We start from the raw sequence: 18,715 nt of genomic DNA, 5'->3' as shown, positions 1-18,715 counted from the left end.
CACCAGGGCCCATGCCGGCGGGCATCCGGCCGCTGAGCACCGCGTCAGTGGTTACTGACGAGTAGCATTGAGGGTTACCAGCGAGTAGCATCGCTGATGCGGGTACTCGTGCCGCCGGCAGGGGCGGCACGAGGCTCGACACCTCCATCAGAGTCCATCCCAGGGAGGACGACCCGTGCCTCGCACCGCACGCGACGTCGTGTTCGTCGACGGCGTCCGCACGCCGTTCGGCAAGGCCGGCCCCAAGGGCCTGTACGCGCAGACCCGCGCCGACGACATGGTCGTCCGCGCGATCCGCGAGCTGATGCGCCGCAACCCGTCCCTCCCGCCCGAGCGGGTGGACGAGGTCGCCATCGCCGCCACCACCCAGACCGGGGACCAGGGCCTGACCATCGGGCGGTCCGCCGCCGTGCTGGCCGGGCTGCCGAAGAGCGTCCCCGGCTTCGCCGTCGACCGGATGTGCGCGGGCGCGATGACCGCCGTGACCACGACCGGCGCCGGCATCTCGTTCGGCTCCTACGACGTCGCCATCGCGGGCGGCGTCGAGCACATGGGCCGGCACCCGATGGGCGAGGGCGTCGACCCGAACCCGCGGTTCCTCGCCGACAAGCTGGTAGACCCGTCCGCCCTGGTCATGGGCTCGACGGCGGAGAACCTGCACGACCGGTTCCCCGGCATCACCAAGGAGCGCGCCGACGCCTACGCGGTGCGCAGCCAGCGGAAGGTCGCCGAGGCGTACGCGGCCGGAAAGATCCAGCCCGACCTGGTGCCCACCGCGGTCCGGTCCGCCGAGCTGGGTTGGGGGCTCGCCGCCGAGGACGAGCCTCCGCGCCCCGGCACGACGATGGAGAGCCTGGCCGCGCTGAAGACCCCGTTCCGCGTGCACGGCAACGTCACCGCGGGCAACGCCGCGGGCCTCAACGACGGCGCCACCGCCTGCCTCCTCGCGGCCGAGGACGCCGCGCGCGAGCTCGGCCTCACGCCGCGGATGCGGCTCGTCGACTTCGCGTTCGCCGGTGTGGAGCCCGAGGTCATGGGCGTCGGGCCGGTCCCCGCGACCGAGAAGCTCCTCGCCCGCAACTCGCTGACCATGGACGACATCGGCCTCATCGAGATCAACGAGGCGTTCGCCGTGCAGGTGCTCGCGTTCCTGGAGCACTTCAAGATCGCCGACGACGACGCGCGGGTGAACCCGTGGGGCGGCGCGATCGCCCTCGGCCATCCCCTCGCCTCGTCCGGCGTGCGGCTCATGAACCAGCTGTCCCGCCTTTTCGAGGAGCGCACGGACGTCCGGTTCGGGCTGACGACGATGTGCGTCGGCATGGGCATGGGCGGAACCGTCCTCTGGGAGAACGTGAACTGGGAGGGCGCCAAGTGAACCCTGACATCTTCAAGGACGAGGTCGTCACGCACGCGCATGTCCGCGATGTGACGCTGCCGTACGGCGCGGGCACGCTCGCGCTCATCACGCTCGACAACGGCTTCGACCACACCAAGCCCAACACGTTCGGCCCCGGCGGGCTCGCCGAGCTGAACGCCGCGCTCGACGCCGTCGCCGCCCGCGACGACATCGCGGCCGTCGCCGTCACCGGCAAGCCGTTCATCTTCGCGGTCGGCGCCGACCTCAAGGGCGTCCCGCTGATCCGGCGGCGCGAGGACGCGGCGGCCATCGGCCGGCTCGGCCACGACGTGTTCCGCCGCCTCGGCGAGTTGGACGTCCCGTCCTTCGCCTACTACAACGGCGCTGCCATGGGCGGCGGCGTCGAGGTCGGCCTGCACTGCACCTACCGGACGATCTCGCGCGGCGTCCCGGCGTTCGCGCTGCCCGAGGCGTTCCTCGGCCTCGTCCCCGGATGGGGCGGCACCTACCTGCTGCCGAACCTGATCGGCGCGGAGAAGGCGCTCAAGGTCGTCATCGAGAACCCCATGTCCCAGAACCGGATGCTCAAGGGCGCGCAGGCCTACGAGCTGGGCATCGCCGACGCGATCTTCGACTCGGCCGACTTCCTGGAGGAGTCCCTGGCCTGGACGGCCCGGGTGCTGAACGGCGAGATCACCGTCCGGCGTCCCGAGGTCGACAAGGGCAAGGCGTGGGACGACGCCGTCGCGATGGCCCGCTGGACCGTGGACGGCAAGCTGCACGGCGCGGCCCCGTCCTACACCCGGGCGCTGGACCTGGTCGCCGCCGCCAAGGACCGCACCCGCGACGAGGGCTTCGCCGCCGAGGACGAGGCCCTGGCGGACCTCATCATGAGCGACGAGCTGCGCGCCGGCCTGTACGCGTTCGACCTCACCCAGAAGCGCGCGAAGAGGCCCGCGGGGGCGCCGGACAAGGAGCTCGCCCGCAAGGTCACCAAGGTCGGCGTCGTCGGCGCCGGCCTGATGGCATCGCAGCTCGCCCTGCTGTTCGCGCGGCGCCTGGAGGTGCCGGTCGTGCTGACCGACCTCGACCAGGAGCGCCTGGACAAGGGCGTCGGCTACGCGCACGGCGAGATCGACAAGCTGCTCGGCAAGGGCCGGCTGTCCCCCGACAAGGCCAACCGGCTCAAGGGGCTCATCACCGGCTCGCTGACCAAGGACGCGTTCGCCGACGCCGACTTCGTCATCGAGGCCGTCTTCGAGGAGATGTCGGTCAAGCAGAAGGTGTTCGCCGAGGTCGAGGAGTACGTCTCCGCGGAGTGCGTCCTCGCGACCAACACCTCCTCGCTGTCGGTCACCGAGATGGCCTCCGGGCTCGCGCACCCCGAGCGGGTGGTCGGGTTCCACTTCTTCAACCCGGTCGCGGTGCTGCCGCTGCTGGAGATCGTCCGCGGCGAGCGGACCGACGACGCGGCCCTCGCCACGGCGTTCGCCACGGGCAAGGCGCTGAAGAAGTCGTGCGTCCTGGTCAAGGACGCCCCGGCATTCGTCGTCAACCGCGTCCTGCTGCGGCTGCTCGCCGAGATCGTCAAGACGGTGGACGAGGGCACGCCGATCGAGGCGGCCGAGCGCGCCGCCGCCCCGCTCGGCCTGCCGATGCCGCCGTTCGTGCTGATGGGCCTGGTCGGCCCGGCGATCGCGCTGCACGTCAACGAGACCCTGCACGGGGCCTTCCCGGACCGGTTCCCGCTGTCGGACAACCTGGCGAAGATGGTCGCGGCCGGCAAGAGCGGCGTGTACCTGCCCGACTTCACCCTCGACCCCGAGGTCGTGGAGATCTTCTCCGGCGGGACGAGCCCGTCCACCGAGGAGCAGGTCCTCGACCGGGCGCTCGCCGCGCTCGCCGACGAGATCCGGATCATGCTCGACGAGGGCGTGGTCGCGGCGGCGCAGGACATCGACCTGTGCATGATCCTCGGCGCCGGCTGGCCGTTCCACCTCGGCGGCATCACCCCGTACCTGGACAGGTCGGGCGTCGCCGAGCGGGCCGCGGGCGGTCGCTTCCTGGAGCCGGGGGTCGCCTCCCTGCCCGCCTGACCCGCGGCCGACCGGATCCCCGGACGGATCCGGAGCCCCCATCACGGAGAGAGGCGTTCCGAACACGGTTCGGAACGCCTCTTTTCCGGCGTTTCCCCACGTCACGGACATGCACGGGTTTCGGCGGATCATAACCCGCGCACATATGGGCATACGGCTGTCGGCCTTATGCCGAAAACCGGACACCGGGACGCGAAGGGGCAACGAGACGTGAACGTGCTGCGCACGAAGTCGGTCGAGCAGTCGATCAGGGATACCGAGGAGCCGGAGCACCGGCTCCGCCGCGACCTGTCGGCGTTCGATCTCACCGTCTTCGGAATCGGCGTGATCATCGGAACCGGCATCTTCGTGCTCACCGGCGAGGTCGCCAAGGACAAGGCCGGTCCGGCGGTCGCGCTGTCGTTCATCCTCGCCGCCGTCGTGTGCGGCCTCGCGGCGCTCTGCTACGCCGAGTTCGCCTCCACCGTCCCGGTCGCCGGCTCGGCCTACACGTTCTCCTACGCCACGATCGGGGAGTTCCCCGCCTGGATCATCGGCTGGGACCTCATCCTGGAGATGGCCCTCGGCGCGGCCGTGGTGTCGGTCGGCTGGTCGGGCTACTTCGCCTCGCTGCTGGACGACGTCGGGATCACGATCCCGACGGCGCTCGCCGCCCCGCCGGGCGAAGGCGGGACGGTGAACGTCCCCGCCATCTGCCTCGTGCTGGCGGTGACCGCGCTGCTCGTCCTCGGCGTCAAGATCTCCTCGCGGGTGAACGCGGTGGTCGTCTCGATCAAGGTGGCCATCGTGCTGCTGGTGATCTTCGCCGGGCTGTTCTTCGTCAAGGGCGCCAACTACCACCCCTTCATCCCGCCGTCCAAGCCGACGCCGAGCGTGGAGGGCCTCAAGGCGCCGCTGATCCAGGTCCTGACCGGCAGCGCGCCGGTCAGCTACGGCTGGCTCGGCATCTTCTCCGCCGTCGCCATCGTGTTCTTCGCCTACATCGGCTTCGACATCGTCGCGACCGCGGCCGAGGAGGCGCGGCGCCCGCAGCGGGACCTGCCGGTCGGGCTCATCGGCTCCCTCGTCATCACCGCCGTCCTGTACGCGGCCGTCGCGACCGTCGTCGTCGGCATGCAGAAGTACACCGAGCTGAGCGTCGCCGCGCCGCTCGCGGACGCGTTCAAAGCCGTCGGCCATCCCGTCTTCGCCACGATCATCAGCATCGGCGCGGTCGTCGGCCTCACCACCGTCGTGCTCATCCTGCTCCTCGGGCAGAGCCGCATCTTCTTCGCGATGGGCCGCGACGGCCTGATGCCGCCCTGGCTCTCGGCCGTGCACCCGCGCTTCGGCACCCCCTACCGCGCGACCGTCATCATGGGCGTGATCGTCGCGGTGCTCGCCGGGTTCATCCCGCTCGCCGAGCTGGCCGAGCTGGTCAACATCGGCACGCTGTTCGCCTTCCTCGTCGTCTCGGTCGCCGTGGTGGTGCTGCGCAACACCCGCCCCGACCTGCCGCGCGCGTTCCGCACGCCGTGGGTGCCGGTCATCCCGATCCTGTCCGTGCTCGCCTGCCTGTTCGTGATGATCAACCTGCCGGTGGAGACCTGGCTGCGGTTCCTCGCCTGGATGGTCATCGGCGGCGTCGTCTACGCTTTGTACGGGTACCGGCACAGCATGGTGGGACGCCGGGGGGACGGGGAGCGCATCGTCTACAAGTCCTGACGCCCCCAGTGACGGGACTCACGGTGTCCTTTCGACCGACGGGTGGGCACAATGACCCGCATGGCTTCTCCAGCGCGCGTCGCGGTGATCGGTTCGGGCCCGGCGGGGATCTACGCCGCCGAGGCCCTCGTGAAGCAGGGCGGCGACGACGTACGGGTGGACGTCTTCGACCGGCTGCCGACGCCGTACGGGCTGGTGCGCTACGGCGTCGCGCCCGACCACACGTCCATCAAGTCGATCGCCAAGTACCTGCAGCGGGTGCTGGAGAACCCGGCGGTCCGGTTCTTCGGGTGCGTCGAGCTCGGCCGCGACCTCACCCGCGACGACCTGCTCGGATGCTACGACGCCGTCCTCTACTCGACCGGCGCGATGGTCGACCGGCACATGCGGATCCCGGGTGAGGACCTGCCCGGCAGCATCGCCGCGACCGACTTCGTCAACTGGTACTGCGGGCACCCCGACGCCGCCGACCACGCGTTCGACCTGTCGGTCGAGGAGGTCGCGGTGGTCGGCGTCGGGAACGTCGCGGTGGACGTCGTCCGGATCCTCGCCAAGACGGCCGCCGAGCTGCGCGACACCGACGTGCCCGAGCAGGTGATCGAGGCGCTGTCGCGGAGCCGGGTGAAGCGCATCCACATGATCGGGCGGCGCGGGCCGGCGCAGGCGAAGTTCACCACGAAGGAGGCGCGCGAGCTGGGCGAGCTGCCCAACGCGAGCATCCACGTCAGCCCGCAGGACATGGAACTCGACCCGGCGAGCGCCGAACTGGCCGAGAGCGACCGGCACGTCCGCGGCAACATCAAGGTGCTGAACGGCTGGACGGGCGAGCCCGCCCCCGGGCGCGCCCGCCACATCGACGTGCGGTTCTGGCGCGCCCCCGCCGAGATCCTCGGCACCGACCGGGTGGAGGGCCTCCGGCTGGAGCGGACCCGGCTGGACGAGTCGGGCCGCGTCACCGGCACCGGCGAGTTCGAGACGCTGCCGGTCGGCATGGTGCTGCGGTCCGTCGGCTACCAGAGCGTCCCGCTGGAGGGCGTCCCGTTCGACGAGCGCTCCTTCGTCGTCCCGAACGAGGGCGGCCGCATCCTCGGCCCGGACGGCGGCTACGTCCCGCGCGAGTACGTCGCCGGCTGGATCAAGCGCGGCCCGTCCGGCGTCGTCGGGACCAACAAGTCCGACGCCGCCGAGACCGTCCGCAACCTCCTGGAAGACCTCGCGGACGCGAAGACGGCACCGGAAGGGGCCATCGAGGAGCTGCTGGAGTCGCGGGGGCTGCCCGTCGTCACCTACGACGACTGGCTGAACCTCGACGCCGCCGAGATCGCCCTCGCCCGCAGCCTCGACCGAGGGGAACGCGTCAAGCTCGCCCGCTGGGAGGCGATGCGGTCCGCCTGCCGGGGGTCCGCGTAATCCCCGGCGAAGTCCCCACCGGGAAACTAGTGACTCGACGGTGAGGCTGACGCTACGGTGCGCGTGTGACCGGCGGTCCAGAACTGTACGGGTTCCCCCCACCCGAGACGGTCCCCGACCTCAGGTGGCTCGGCCCCGACTACGTCTCCGTACTCGTGTACGACCTGACGCAGGGTCTCCTGCGCCAGGACCCGCACACGTTCGTCATGGGCGTGCGCTGCGAGGGCGCGCCCAGCCTCGCGCCCGTGGTGGACCCGGCGGGCGTCATCCGCGCGCACGATGCGTGCTTCCCGCTCCAGGTCTACGTCCAGGACGGCGCGGGGCGCCTCTGGTGCCTGCGCGGGCAATGGACGTACTCGGGACGTGAGCTCGGCACGTCCGCCGCGTCCATCACCCACGCGTGGCGGCTGCTGTCGGCGGAGGGCGGCTAGGACCGCTCCTCCGAGGCGGCGGGCTCGTCGGCGTCGGCGGTGAGGCGGGCCACCGACTCGGTCACGTCGCGGGCGAGGGCCTGCGGGGTGAGCCCGATGTCGGCGAGGATCTGCCCCCGGGACGCGTGGTCGAGGAACTCCTGCGGGATGCCGAAGGTGCGGAGGGGCGCGTCGACGCCGGCGTCGCGCAGCAGCCGTGCCACGGCGTCGCCGACGGCGCCGGTGCGGCCGTTGTCCTCGGCGACAGCGACGAGCGTGTGCTCGCGGGCGAGGTCGAGCAGCGCCGGGTCGAGCGGCTTCACCCACCGGGGGTCGACGACGGTGACGCCGATGCCCTGCGCGGCGATCAGCTCGGCCGCCTCGACCGCGGGCGTCGCCATCGAGCCGACCGCGACCAGCAGGACGCGGGCGCCGTTGGAGCCGTCGTGGCGGGCCAGCACGTCCATGCCGCCGGCCTTGCCGACCGCCTCGATGTCGCCGGCCGCCGGGCCCTTGGGGTAGCGGATCGCGGTCGGGCCGTCGGAGACGGCCACGCACTCGCGCAGCAGCTCGCGGAGCCGGGCCCCGTCGCGCGGGACGGCGATGCGCATGCCCGGGACGAGCTGCAGGATCGACATGTCCCACATGCCGTTGTGGCTGGCGCCGTCGCTCCCGGTCACGCCGGAGCGGTCCAAGGCGAAGGTGACGGGCTGGCGGTGGAGCGCCGTGTCCATCAGGACCTGGTCGAAGGCGCGGTTCAGGAACGTGGCGTACAGCGCCACGACCGGGTGCAGGCCGCCCATCGCGAGGCCGGTCGCGGAGGTGACCGCGTGCTGCTCGGCGATGCCCACGTCGAAGATGCGGTCGGGGAACGCCTCGGCGAACGGCGCGAGCCCGACCGGGTAGAGCATCGCGGCGGTGATGCCGACGACGTCGCGGCGCTCGCGCCCGATCGCCACCATCTCCTCGCCGAAGACCTTCGTCCAGTCGGGGCCGCCCTTGCCGGTGACGAACTTGCCGGTGGCGGGGTCGAACGCGCCGCCGCCGTGCATGCAGTCCTCGGTGTCGTTCTCGGCGGGGGCGTAGCCGCGGCCCTTGGTGGTGATGCAGTGCACGATCACCGGGCGGCCGAACCCGCGGGCGCGGCGCAGCGCCCGCTCGACGGCGTCCTCGTCGTGGCCGTCGATCGGGCCGACGTACTTCATGCCGAGGTCCTCGAACATGGCCTGCGGCTGGAGGACGTCCTTGAGGCCCTTCTTGATGCCGTGCAGCGCCTCGTAGGCCACGTTGCCGACCACGGGCGCCCGCGGCACCGTCTTCTTGATCAGGTCGAGCGCGTTCTCGTAGCCCTGGGTGACGCGCAGGTCGGCCAGGTGCGACGCGAGCCCGCCGATGGTCGGCGAGTAGGAGCGGCCGTTGTCGTTGACGACGACGATGACGGGCCGGTCGACGCCCGCGGCGATGTTGTTCAGCGCCTCCCAGCACATGCCGCCGGTCAGCGCGCCGTCACCGACGACCGCGACGACGGCGCGGTCGCTCTCGCCGCGCAGCTGGAAGGCCTTGGCGAACCCGTCGGCGTAGGACAGGGCGGTCGAGGCGTGCGAGTTCTCGATGATGTCGTGCTCGGACTCGGCGCGGCTGGGGTAGCCCGAGAGCCCGCCCCGCTGGCGCAGCAGCTCGAAGTCGTGCCTGCCGGTGAGCAGCTTGTGCACGTAGGCCTGGTGGCCGGTGTCGAAGAGGATCTTGTCGTGCGGCGAGTCGAAGACGCGGTGCAGCGCGATCGTCAGCTCGACCGCGCCGAGATTGGGGCCCAGATGGCCGCCGGTCTTGGAGACCGCCTGGACGAGGAACTCGCGGATCTCCTCCGCGAGCCGAGACATCTGAGCGGCGTCCAGTCGTTTGAGGTCGTCGGGACCTGTGATCGACTCCAGCAAGCTCACTCGTTTCAACTCCTCCGTCGGGGATTCGGTCTCCCCTGGCTCGGGCCGTTCTGAGTTTAATCCCGGTTCGCCCGCGACGCGCCGCGGACCACCCGCCCGGGGGGTGTGAAAAGACTGACCCCGGTAGGAGGGATGGGGTAGGAAGTGAGCATGGGCGTCGAAGAGATTGTGCTGCTCAACGCGGACGACGAGGCGGTCGGAACCGCGCCCAAGAGCACCAGCCACCACAGTGACACGCCGTACCACCTGGCATTCTCCTGCTATGTCACGGATACGGACGGTCGCGTCCTGATCACTCAGCGCGCACTGGACAAGCGGACCTTCCCCGGCGTCTGGACGGGCAGCTGCTGCGGCCATCCGGGGCCCGGCGAGAAGCTCCGCGACGCCGTGCTCCGGCGCCTGCAGGACGAGCTCGGCATCCAGGACGCGACGCTCACGTCCGTTCTGCCCCGGTTCCACTACCGCGCCGTGGCCGACGACGGGACGGTCGAGCACGAGCGCTGCCCCGTCGTGCGCGCCGTCGTCCCCGCGGGCACGGCCGTCCGCCCTAACCCGGAGGAGGTCGAGCACGCGGAGTGGTGGACGTGGGAGCGCTGCCTGGAGCTGGCCCGCCGGCCCGAATCCTCCCTCTGGTACCGGCTCCAGCTGGCCGAGCTGGCGCCGCTCGGCGCGCCGCTCGACTGGCCCGACGCCGGGCTCTCCGCCCTGCCGCCCGCCCTCGGCTGGTAGCCGCGGGCGCCCGCTCCGGCGGGGCCGCGGGCCGCCGCATCACCGAAAGATCACTATTCGGCGACCGGTGTTGACCGTCCGTCCGTCCAAGCAGACGCTTGTTTTTCGGGGTAACCGAAGGGACGGACGATGCGAGTACGTGCTCCCCGGCGGCGCCTGAAGGCGGTCGCCGCCGTGACGATGACCGCCGCCCTCGCCGTGTCGGGCTGCGGCGGCAGCGACGACAAGGGCTCCGACGACAAATCCCAGGTCGAGGTCTTCTCCTGGTGGACCGGTCCCGGTGAGGCGGACGGCCTCGCCGCGATGCAGGCCGACTTCGAGAAGAAGAACCCCGGCACCAAGTTCGTCAACGCCGCCATCGCCGGCGGGTCGGGCACCCAGGCTCAGGCGGTCCTGGCGAGCCGGCTCCAAAACCGCAAGCCGCCGGACTCCTTCCAGGGCCACGCGGGCGCCGAGCTGCTCGACTACATCAAGGCCGGGCAGATCGAGGCGCTGGACTCCTTCTACGACGACAACAACCTGAAGTCGGTCTACCCGCAGCAGCTCCTCGACCAGATCAGCTACAAGGGCAAGATCTACTCGGTGCCGGTGAACATCCACCGGTCGAACATGCTCTGGTACAACCCGGGCATCCTCAAGGACGCGGGGATCGCCGGACCGCCCAAGACGATCGCCGAGTTCATCACCGCACTGAAGGCCGTCAAGGACAAGACGAAGAAGGTCCCGCTGTCGCTCGGCGCGCAGTGGACGGCCGACCACCTGCTGGAGAACGTCCTGCTGGGCGACCTCGGCACCGACGCCTACAACGCGCTGTGGAAGCCGGGTGCCGACTGGAGCAGCCCGGCCGTCACCAAGGCGCTGACCGACTACGCCGAGATCATGAAGTACACGACGCTGGAGGCCGCGTCCACCGACTGGCAGGGCGCCGCCAAGGCCGTCGTGGACGGCAAGGCCGCGTTCAACATCATGGGCGACTGGGCGTACGGGTACTTCGTCGGCAGCGCGCCGAACGGCCTCGGCAAGAAGCTCGACACCGACTTCAAGTACGCGGCCTCCCCCGGCACGGACGGCACCTACATGTGGCTGTCGGACAGCTTCACCCTCCCCAAGGGAGCGCCCCACCGCGGCGGCGCCCTCGCGTGGCTGAAGGAGGTGTCCAGTAAGGAGGGGCAGGACCTGTTCAACCCGAAGAAGGGTTCCGTCCCCGCCCGCAAGGACGCCGACAAGAGCCTCTACAAGGGCTACCTCCAGTACGCGTTCGAGCAGTGGAACAAGCCCGACATCAAGCTGGCGGGCTCGTTCTGGCACGGCGTCAACGCCAGTAAGAAGCAGCACACCGACATCGACACGGCGGTGGGCCTCTTCCTGCAGAGCAAGGACGTCGCCAAGCTCCAGCAGGGGCTGGTGAGCGCGGCCAAGAACAGCGGCCAGTGAGCTCTCCCGGTTCCAGGTGGGCCCGTAGCCGCAGGTGGCTGCCCGGGCTGCTGCTGGTCTCGCCGTCCATCGTCGCGATCGGCCTGTTCGTCTACGGGCTCATCTTCTGGAACACGCGGGTCGCGCTGAGCGGCAAGCACGACGAGGTCACCGAGTACGGGTTCGACAAGGGCAGGAACTTCGTCGACCTGTGGGACCAGCCCAGCTGGCCCGGCGCGGTGAAGCACGCGCTGCTGTTCACGGCGGTGTTCGTCGTCGGCGCCCTGCTGCTCGGCGCGTTCCTGGCGTTCCTGATGGACAAGGGCATCCGCGGCGAGGCGTCCTTCCGCGTCGTCTACCTGTTCCCCATGGCGGTGTCGTTCATCGCCAGCGGCGTCGTGTGGCGCTGGCTGATGAACCCGGCGCCGCCGGAGCGCGCGGTCGGCTTCAACCAGCTGTTCGACAAGCTGCACCTCGGCGGGCTGGCGAACAGCTGGTGGCAGGACCCGAGCTGGGGCATGGCCGCCATGGCCCTGCCCGCGATCTGGCAGATGTCCGGCTACGTGATGGCGCTGTACCTCGCGGGGTTCCGCGGCGTGCCCGGGGAGCTGCGCGAGGCGGCACGGGTGGACGGCGCGTCCGAGTGGAAGGTGTACCGGTACGTGGTCCTCCCGCAGCTCCGCCCGGTGACGCTGTCCGCGCTGATCATCCTCGGGCACATCTCGCTGAAGGTGTTCGACCTGATCATGGCGATCGCGGGCAAGCAGATCATCACCTACGTGCCGGCCGTCGCCACCTACGTCGAGATCTTCGACCGGCACGACCCGGCGAACGGCGCCACGATCGCCACCTACCTGCTGTTCGCGGTGGCCCTGCTGGTGATCCCCTATCTGGTCTGGTCGGTACGTTCGGAGCGGACGCGATGACGCGCGTGGAGGCGGTGCCCCCGGCGCCGGTGTGGCGGCGGCTGGCGCGCGGACTGCGCGGCCGGGGCGGCGGAGCGGCGGCGGAGCCGGGCGGGTCGTCGCGCGGCTGGCAGGCCGTCAAGCTGGTCGTCCTGCTGGCGTTCGTCCTGCTCTTCCTGATCCCCGTGTACGTGCTGGTCGTCACGAGCTTCAAGCCGCTGGACGAGGCGGACCCGAGCAGCGCGTGGAGCCTGCCGAGCAGCTGGAGCATGTCCGGCTGGACCTCCGCGTGGGACGCGCTGCGCCCCGGCCTGGAGAACAGCGTCAAGATCGCCGTCTCCGGGTCGCTGATCTCGGCGGTGCTCGGCTCGCTGAACGGCTATGTGCTGTCCAAGTGGCGGTTCCCGGGCGCGGACGTGGTCTTCACGCTGTTCCTGTTCGGCATGTTCATCCCCTACCAGGCGGTGATGATCCCGCTGGCCGGCCTGCTCACCGACATGGAGCTGGTGGGGACGATCCGCGGCCTCGTCCTCGCGCACGTCGTCTACGGCATCCCGATCTGCACGCTCATCTTCCGGAACTACTACGTGACGATCCCGGACGAGCTGGTCGAGGCGGCCCGGGTCGACGGCGCGGGGATGCTCCGCACCTACTGGTCGGTCGTCCTGCCCGTGTCGGGGCCGGCGTTCGCGGTGACGCTGATCTGGCAGTTCACCTCGATGTGGAACGACTTCCTGTTCGCGGTGTTCCTCGGCGCCCCCGACAGCTGGCCGGTCACGGTGATGCTGAACAACACGGCCGGGTCGGGCGCGGTGGCCGTCCAGTACAACCAGCAGATGGCCGAGGCGCTCCTCGCCTCCCTGCCGACGCTGCTGGTCTACCTGCTGCTCGGACGGTTCTTCATGCGCGGCCTCATGGCGGGCGCGCTGAAGGGCTGAGAATCGCGCCGAAAGACGAGAATCACGCGCCACGTCAACCACATATGGGTCTCAGACGTCACATGGGTGATCAATTCCACCATGGGTTCGAACAGCCCATGACGGACAACGACCCGTTCGCCTCGTACGTTGGCATTTCCTGCGGGATGCGCCTAGCCTCTCGGGCATCGTCGCGCGACCCCCGGCGTCCACCGCCGGGCGTCCCGGCGATACCCGGGGGCGCAGAGACCGGGCGAACACTGGAGGTGACCGCGTGCAGGCGATGAGTGTTCAGCAGCCCTGGGCGTTCGCGATCGCGCGTGGTGGCAAGGCCGTGTCCAACCAGAGCTTCCCGACCGCCTACCGCGGTCCGCTGCTCATCCACGCCTCGATGCGCGTCGACCTGAAGGCGTGCGACTCCCCGCTGATCCAGGCGGCCGGATGGGACCCCCGCGACCCGCTCGCCACGATCGGCGCCGTCATCGCGGTCGCCGAGCTCGACGACGTCTGCTCGGCCGCCGTCCGCGGCGCCGCCTGCGACTGCGGCCCCTGGGCCGGCCCCACGGCCCACCACTGGCGCCTGGCGGACATCCGGGCCCTCCCCCGCCCCATCATCGCCCTGGGCCGCACCGACCTGTGGCAGCCGACCCCCACCCTCGTCAAAGAGGTCGAGACGATGTTCGCCACCGCCGCCCTCAACAACGCCAACTGAGCGTAAAGAACTCGCTACGCCAAGTTGTGAAAGTCGGGCGGGGTAACGTAGTCCCTGCATGGATTCGGCACGCCACCAGCGGGAGCGGAAACGTGAGCGTCGCGCACGGTCATGGCGGGTTCGGCCCGTACACGGCGGAGGACCTGCACGCCCGAGAGGACGAAGGCCGCGGCCTTGAACTCGAAGACGGGTGGCTGATCGAGTTGTCCCCGAGCGCCCCTCACAATTGGGCCGCAAGGCAGGTGCAGGACATCCTCCAAGAGGCGGCGACGGATGTGAAGGCCTCCGTCTTCATCGCCGGTGGAGGCGAATGGGAGATCAGCACGCCGGCGGGCATTCGCAAACCCGACGTGTTCGTGGTGCCGAGGAGCGTCGCCCGCGCCTCGATCGTCGACCGCAACCCCGTCGTGATTCCAGGCATCGAGGTCCTGCTCGTCGTCGAGGTCGTGTCTCCGGGCAGTGGCAGCGAGCGCACCGACCGCGTGCGCAAGCTCAAGGAGTACGCGACCCTGGGCATTCCTCAGTACTGGCTCGCCGAGTTCGCTCCCAGCCCCAGCGTCCAGATCTTCGCTCTGGACGACGCCGCTGCCACCTACCGTCGCGTCCAAACGGTGGGCGCTGGGAACCTGGTAGACGCGAAGGTGGAGGCGGACACCACCATCACCGTCCGGTTCGATCCGCGGATTCTTACGGAGTTCTGAGGGCCTCGGCGGCTTTGCGGAGGCGGCGGAACTCGGCGGCGATGCGGTCGAGGGGCCAGCTCGCGTTCAGGCCGCTCGGGTTGGGGAGGACCCAGAGGCGTGCGGGGCCGAAGGCCTCGTCCTGGGGGCCTATCTGCGTCTTTGGGCGGCCGAAGGCCGTGCGGTAGGCGGTGACGCCGGCGACGGCCAGGTAGGCGGGGCGGTGGCGTTCGACCAGCGCGGCCAGGCGCTGTCCGCCCTCGCGGAGTTCGGCGTCGGTCAGCTCGTCGGCGCGGGCGGTGGTGCGCGGTGCCGGGTTGGTGACGCCGAGGCCGTAGCCGGGCAGGAGGTCCTGCTCGGACGGGTGCAGCCGGCGGTCGGTGAAGCCGGAGAGGTGCAGCGCGGGCCAGAAGCGGTTGCCGGGGCGGGCGAAGTGGTGGCCGGTCGCACCCGAGTACAGGCCCGGGTTGATGCCGCAGAACAGGACGCGGAGCGTTCCGGCGTCCTCGGGCAGGATGTCGGGGATGACGCGGTCGCGGGCGGCCTCCAGATCGGCCTTCGTGGGGCGCATCAGAACAGGCTAAGGGTGACCAACACCACCGCGAGCGGCCTCCAGATCGGCCTGGGGACGCGTCAGATCAGGTTGCGGACGATGAGCGCCGCCGCGGACGTCCCGACGACGACGAGCAGCGCGACGCGGAGGCGTCCCGCGTCGAGGTAGCGGCGCAGCGGCCCGGCGGCGAGGAACCCGGCGAACACGAACGGGACCAGTTCGGCGCCCGCGACGACCTGCCGGGCGGGGAGGCGGCCGGCGGCGGCGAGGGTGAGGAGCGACAGCAGGGCGCCGGCGATGAAGAACACCGCCAGGGTCGCCCGGACGCGGGGGCCGCTCTCGCGCTGGTACAGCAGCGCGATCGGCGGGCCGCCGATGCCGGACGCGGTGCCGGTCGTGCCGGAGATGACGCCGGCGGTGGCGAGCGTGCGGCGGTTGCGCGGCACGTCCGCGGTCCAGGCCGTCACGGCGAGCGCGGCGAGGACGACCACGCCGATCACGACGCCGAGGACGCGGTCCGGGGCGGCGGCCACCAGCCACACGCCGATCGGCGTGCCCGCGAGGCGGCCGGTGAACGCCCAGCCGAGCCCGCGCAGGTCGGCGTGCCGCAGCTCCTGGGCGAGCGTCGCGAACGGCAGGACGAGCGCGATGACGAGGATCGCGCCGGGCATCAGGGAAGGGAACAGCATCGTGACGATCGGTGTCGCGACCAGCCCGACGCCGAGGCCGACGCTGCCCTGCACGATCGCGCCGGCCAGCGCGGCCAGGCCCCCGATCAGGACGAACTCGACAGGTGGCACGTCGAGCGACCCTATCGCCCCTTCACGACGACGCTTCGGCCAGGCGTTCGAGCTGGTCGGCGGTCAGGGTCGTGTGGGCGGCCTCCACGAGCGGCGGGAGCTGGTCGAGGGTCCGGGCGCTCGCGATGGGCGCGGCGACGGTCGGCTGGGCCGCGAGCCAGGCGAGCGCGACGGTCGCGACCGGTACGTCCTGTTCCTCGGCGACGATGTCGAGCGCGGCAAGGACGGCGTGTCCGCGTTCGGTCTCCAGGTGCCGCGCCGCGCTCCCGGCGCGCGCGCTGTCCACCGTGGAGCCCGGGCGGTACTTGCCGGTGAGGAAGCCGGACGCGAGGCCGTAGTAAGGGACGGCGGCCAGCCCGTACCGTTCTGCGAGGTCGCGGCGCGGGCCCTCGTAAGAGTCGCGGGACACGAGGTTGTACTGCGGCTGGATGGCCGTGTAGCGGGCCGTCCCCTCGCGCTCGCTGAACTCCAGGGACGCCTGGAGCCGGTCGAGCTCGATGTTCGACACCCCGATCTGCCGGATCTTCCCCGCGGCGACCAGCTCGTCCAGCGTCGTCATGATCTCCTCGACGGGCACGGACGGGTCGTCGAAGTGGGTGAAGTACAGGTCGATGCGGTCGGTGCGCAGCCGCCGCAGCGAGTCGTCCACGGCCGCCCTCATCGTCGCGGCGGCCAGGCCCTGGTGCTCGGGGTGGCGGCCGCCCTTGGTCGCGATGACGAGGTCGTCGCGGTTGCCGCGCGACTGCGCCCACTCCCCGATGATCGCCTCGGACTCGCCGCCGTGGTTGCCCTCGACCCACGCCGAGTAGGAGTCGGCGGTGTCGAGGAAGTTGCCGCCGGCCGCGGCGTAGGCGTCCAGGATCTGGAACGAGCGCTCCCGGTCCGCGGTCCAGCCGAAGACGTTGCCGCCCAGGCAGAACGGGAAGACGTCCAGGTCACCGATCTTCTTGATGTCAGTCATGGAGTGATCCAATCAAAGGTTCCGAGGCGGCCGTTCCCCTTCACCCGACGGATGATTCCTGGGAAAATGCCCGGGTGCTGACCGCCTGCCTGGCCTTCGCCGCCGTCGCCGCCCTCGTCACGATCACACCCGGGCTGGACACCATGCTCGTCCTGCGCACCACCGTGACCAGCGGCCGGCGGACGGGCTACCTCGCCGCGACGGGCGTCGCCTCCGGCTGCCTGTGCTGGGCGCTGGCGAGCGCCGCCGGGCTGACCGCGCTGCTCGCCGCGTCCCGCATCGCGTTCGACGTGCTGCGCGGCGCGGGCGCCTGCTACCTGCTGTGGCTCGGCGGGCAGGCGCTGTGGAGGGCCCGCCGCGCATCCCAGGACACCGCCGGGACGCCGGACGCGGATCTCTCCGGGACCGCCGCACTGCGCACCGGGTTCACCACCAACCTGCTCAACCCCAAGATCGGCGTGTTCTACATGAGCCTGCTGCCCCAGTTCGTGCCGGACGGGGCGTCGGTGTTCTGGACGAGCATGCTCTTCGCCGCGATCCATGCCGTCCAGGGCCTGCTGTGGTTCGCGCTCGTCGTCGGCGCCGCGGGCGCCGCGCGCCGCGCCCTCGCCCGTCCCGCCGTGAAGCGCCGCATCCAGCAGGTCACGGGCCTGGCGTTCATCGGCTTCGGCGTCCGGCTGGCCGTCGAGCCCTAGCCGCGGACCTGCTCGGTGAGAGCACGGGCCAGCGCGTCCGCCGCCTCCTCGGACAGCGGCGCGTGCCCCGCGAGGATGCGGTACCAGAGCAGCCCGTAGGCCTGGTCGACGACGAGGTCGAGGTCGGTCGCGGGTGAGACCTCGCCGCGGTCGCGGGCCCGCTCCAGCAGACCTCGCAGCACCTCGCGCCGCCCGGCGATGAAGGCGCGCATGTGCGGGCGGGCATGAGGGTCGCGCTGCGCCTCCGCCATCGTGTGCCGCAGGACCGACACGGTGCGCTCGTGCCCTGCGGCCCGGAAAGTCGCCCGGAGGAACGCCCTGAGGTCGTCGTGCAGCGAGCCGGTGTCCGGGACGGGGATGTCCGCGCCGGCGCGCTCGGCCACCGCCTCCAGCAGCACGGCGCCCTTGGACGGCCACCAGCGGTAGATCGTCTGCTTCCCGACCCCGGCCGCCGCCGCGATCGTGTCGATCGTCACGGGCGTGTCACCGGTGCCGCCGAGCAGTTCGACGGCGACGTCCAGGATCGCCCGGCGCGCGGCCTCGTTGCGGCGCCGACCCGTGTGCGGTCGGCGGGTCTCACCGGTCATGGGGCGAGCATACCCGTTTGACGAGACCGCCCGTCTCGGCAAACAATTGTCGAGACGACAAGTCTCGACAAGGAAGGCCACATCATGACGCTGAACGGGCAGCGGGTCCTGGTCTGCGGCGGCACGTCCGGGATCGGCGCGGCCACCGCCCGGCTCTTCGCCGGTCAGGGCGCCGACGCCGTCGTCACCGGACGCGACGCCGAGCGCCTCGCCAAGGCCGCCGCGGACGGGCTCACCGCACGCCGCCTGGACGCGGCCTCGGCGGAGGAGGTCGCCGCGTTCTTCGCCGAGGAGACGACGTACGACCACCTGGTCCTCGCGCTGAGCGGCGGAGCGGGCGCGGGCCCCATCGCCACCCTCGACCTCGCCGACCTGCGCACCGGCTTCGAGGCCAAGTTCTGGCTGCACCTGCGGATCCTCCAGGCCGCGCTCCCCCGGCTGGCTGCGGGCGGCTCGGTCACGTTCGTCACCGCGTCGTCGGCGCGGGCCGCGCTGTCCGGCACCGCCGGCCTGGCGGCCATCAACGGGGCGCTGGAGGCGATGGTGCCGCCCCTCGCCGCGGAACTGGCCCCGCTGCGCGTCAACGCGGTCTCCCCCGGCGTCATCGAGACGCCGTGGTGGGACGGCATGCCCGCCGAGCAGCGCACCGCGATGTTCGCCGAGCACGCCGCCGCCCTGCCGGTCGGCCGCGTCGGGCGCCCCGAGGACGTGGCCCAGGCGATCCTGCTGACCGCGACGAACGGGTTCATCACAGGCAGCGTCATCGAGTGCAACGGCGGCCTGAGCCTGCCCACCGGCCGCTGACCGCACGGAAAGGGCCGCCCCCCGTCCAGGGAGGCGGCC

General features: G+C 71.2%; 18 protein-coding genes. 13 read left to right on the top strand and 5 right to left on the bottom strand.

Going from position 1 to position 18,715, the window contains the following annotated elements:
• Nucleotides 1-175 precede the first annotated feature (175 nt).
• The 5 genes from ABWI07_RS30340 to ABWI07_RS30320 all read left to right on the top strand — a co-directional run bounded on the left by ABWI07_RS30340 (nucleotide 176) and on the right by ABWI07_RS30320 (nucleotide 7,001).
• Nucleotides 176-1,378, top strand: coding sequence for a thiolase family protein (locus ABWI07_RS30340; protein WP_149264845.1), 1,203 nt, complete (start codon nucleotides 176-178; stop codon nucleotides 1,376-1,378).
• Complete coding sequence (locus ABWI07_RS30335) at nucleotides 1,375-3,456, top strand: 3-hydroxyacyl-CoA dehydrogenase NAD-binding domain-containing protein (protein ID WP_235037438.1); 2,082 nt, start codon at nucleotides 1,375-1,377, stop codon at nucleotides 3,454-3,456. Before ABWI07_RS30340 ends, ABWI07_RS30335 begins: the two co-directional genes overlap by 4 nt.
• Before the next feature lie 210 nt (nucleotides 3,457-3,666).
• Nucleotides 3,667-5,160, top strand: a complete 1,494-nt coding sequence (locus tag ABWI07_RS30330) for an amino acid permease (RefSeq protein WP_200842451.1) — start codon at nucleotides 3,667-3,669, stop codon at nucleotides 5,158-5,160.
• A gap of 51 nt (nucleotides 5,161-5,211) precedes the next feature.
• Nucleotides 5,212-6,570 carry an FAD-dependent oxidoreductase gene (locus tag ABWI07_RS30325; RefSeq protein ID WP_149264843.1) on the top strand — a complete coding sequence of 453 codons (1,359 nt, stop codon included), beginning with the start codon at nucleotides 5,212-5,214 and terminating at the stop codon, nucleotides 6,568-6,570.
• A gap of 65 nt (nucleotides 6,571-6,635) precedes the next feature.
• On the top strand, nucleotides 6,636-7,001 hold the full coding sequence (locus tag ABWI07_RS30320) for a hypothetical protein (protein ID WP_149264842.1): 366 nt from the start codon (nucleotides 6,636-6,638) through the stop codon (nucleotides 6,999-7,001).
• Here the strand turns inward: ABWI07_RS30320 and dxs are convergent.
• Nucleotides 6,998-8,920, bottom strand: coding sequence for a 1-deoxy-D-xylulose-5-phosphate synthase (dxs, locus tag ABWI07_RS30315; RefSeq protein ID WP_353820613.1), 1,923 nt, complete (start codon nucleotides 8,918-8,920; stop codon nucleotides 6,998-7,000). The two genes, ABWI07_RS30320 and dxs, sit on opposite strands and share 4 nt — an antisense overlap.
• A gap of 150 nt (nucleotides 8,921-9,070) precedes the next feature.
• Here dxs and idi point away from each other — a divergent pair, with 150 nt between their 5' ends.
• The 6 genes from idi to ABWI07_RS30285 all read left to right on the top strand — a co-directional run bounded on the left by idi (nucleotide 9,071) and on the right by ABWI07_RS30285 (nucleotide 14,297).
• Nucleotides 9,071-9,649: an isopentenyl-diphosphate Delta-isomerase gene (idi, locus tag ABWI07_RS30310; RefSeq protein WP_353820611.1), complete on the top strand. Its 579-nt coding sequence runs from the start codon at nucleotides 9,071-9,073 to the stop codon at nucleotides 9,647-9,649.
• A gap of 129 nt (nucleotides 9,650-9,778) precedes the next feature.
• Nucleotides 9,779-11,083, top strand: coding sequence for an ABC transporter substrate-binding protein (locus ABWI07_RS30305; RefSeq protein WP_353820610.1), 1,305 nt, complete (start codon nucleotides 9,779-9,781; stop codon nucleotides 11,081-11,083).
• A complete protein-coding gene (locus ABWI07_RS30300; protein ID WP_235037437.1) occupies nucleotides 11,080-11,988 on the top strand; it encodes a carbohydrate ABC transporter permease in 909 nt (302 codons plus the stop codon). Before ABWI07_RS30305 ends, ABWI07_RS30300 begins: the two co-directional genes overlap by 4 nt.
• A complete protein-coding gene (locus tag ABWI07_RS30295) occupies nucleotides 11,985-12,905 on the top strand; it encodes a carbohydrate ABC transporter permease (protein WP_149264838.1) in 921 nt (306 codons plus the stop codon). The genes ABWI07_RS30300 and ABWI07_RS30295 overlap by 4 nt, the downstream gene beginning before the upstream one ends.
• A gap of 262 nt (nucleotides 12,906-13,167) precedes the next feature.
• Entirely contained in the window at nucleotides 13,168-13,596 is a 429-nt protein-coding gene (locus ABWI07_RS30290) for an ASCH domain-containing protein (protein WP_235037436.1), read from the top strand.
• A 92-nt stretch (nucleotides 13,597-13,688) separates the two neighbouring features.
• Complete coding sequence (locus tag ABWI07_RS30285) at nucleotides 13,689-14,297, top strand: Uma2 family endonuclease (RefSeq protein WP_353820609.1); 609 nt, start codon at nucleotides 13,689-13,691, stop codon at nucleotides 14,295-14,297.
• On the opposite strand, the gene mug is transcribed toward ABWI07_RS30285, so the two are convergent.
• From mug to ABWI07_RS30270, 3 genes are all read right to left on the bottom strand, one after another.
• The gene (gene mug / locus ABWI07_RS30280; RefSeq protein WP_353820608.1) at nucleotides 14,284-14,847 is read right to left on the bottom strand and encodes a G/U mismatch-specific DNA glycosylase; all 564 of its coding nucleotides are present in this window, start codon (nucleotides 14,845-14,847) and stop codon (nucleotides 14,284-14,286) included. The genes ABWI07_RS30285 and mug overlap by 14 nt on opposite strands.
• A 62-nt stretch (nucleotides 14,848-14,909) precedes the next feature.
• On the bottom strand, nucleotides 14,910-15,629 hold the full coding sequence (locus tag ABWI07_RS30275) for a sulfite exporter TauE/SafE family protein (RefSeq protein WP_353820607.1): 720 nt from the start codon (nucleotides 15,627-15,629) through the stop codon (nucleotides 14,910-14,912).
• 22 nt (nucleotides 15,630-15,651) lie between these two features.
• The gene (locus tag ABWI07_RS30270; protein ID WP_149264833.1) at nucleotides 15,652-16,590 is read right to left on the bottom strand and encodes an aldo/keto reductase; all 939 of its coding nucleotides are present in this window, start codon (nucleotides 16,588-16,590) and stop codon (nucleotides 15,652-15,654) included.
• Between the two features lie 74 nt (nucleotides 16,591-16,664).
• Here ABWI07_RS30270 and ABWI07_RS30265 point away from each other — a divergent pair, with 74 nt between their 5' ends.
• Complete coding sequence (locus tag ABWI07_RS30265) at nucleotides 16,665-17,285, top strand: LysE family translocator (protein ID WP_149264832.1); 621 nt, start codon at nucleotides 16,665-16,667, stop codon at nucleotides 17,283-17,285.
• Here ABWI07_RS30265 and ABWI07_RS30260 read toward each other — a convergent pair.
• Nucleotides 17,282-17,872 carry a TetR/AcrR family transcriptional regulator gene (locus ABWI07_RS30260; RefSeq protein ID WP_353820606.1) on the bottom strand — a complete coding sequence of 197 codons (591 nt, stop codon included), beginning with the start codon at nucleotides 17,870-17,872 and terminating at the stop codon, nucleotides 17,282-17,284. The two genes, ABWI07_RS30265 and ABWI07_RS30260, sit on opposite strands and share 4 nt — an antisense overlap.
• 84 nt (nucleotides 17,873-17,956) lie before the next feature.
• Between ABWI07_RS30260 and ABWI07_RS30255 the strand changes: the two genes are divergently transcribed.
• Nucleotides 17,957-18,676 (top strand): SDR family oxidoreductase, encoded by a 720-nt coding sequence (locus ABWI07_RS30255; RefSeq protein WP_149264830.1) that lies wholly within the window; start codon nucleotides 17,957-17,959, stop codon nucleotides 18,674-18,676.
• The last annotated feature ends 39 nt before the right edge of the window (nucleotides 18,677-18,715 follow it).

It is taken from the genome of Actinomadura sp. NPDC000600 (genome assembly GCF_040492135.1).
Lineage (GTDB): Bacteria > Actinomycetota > Actinomycetes > Streptosporangiales > Streptosporangiaceae > Spirillospora.
The sequence above is the reverse complement of the archived record's forward strand: the minus strand, read 5'-3'. Positions and strand labels throughout refer to the sequence as shown.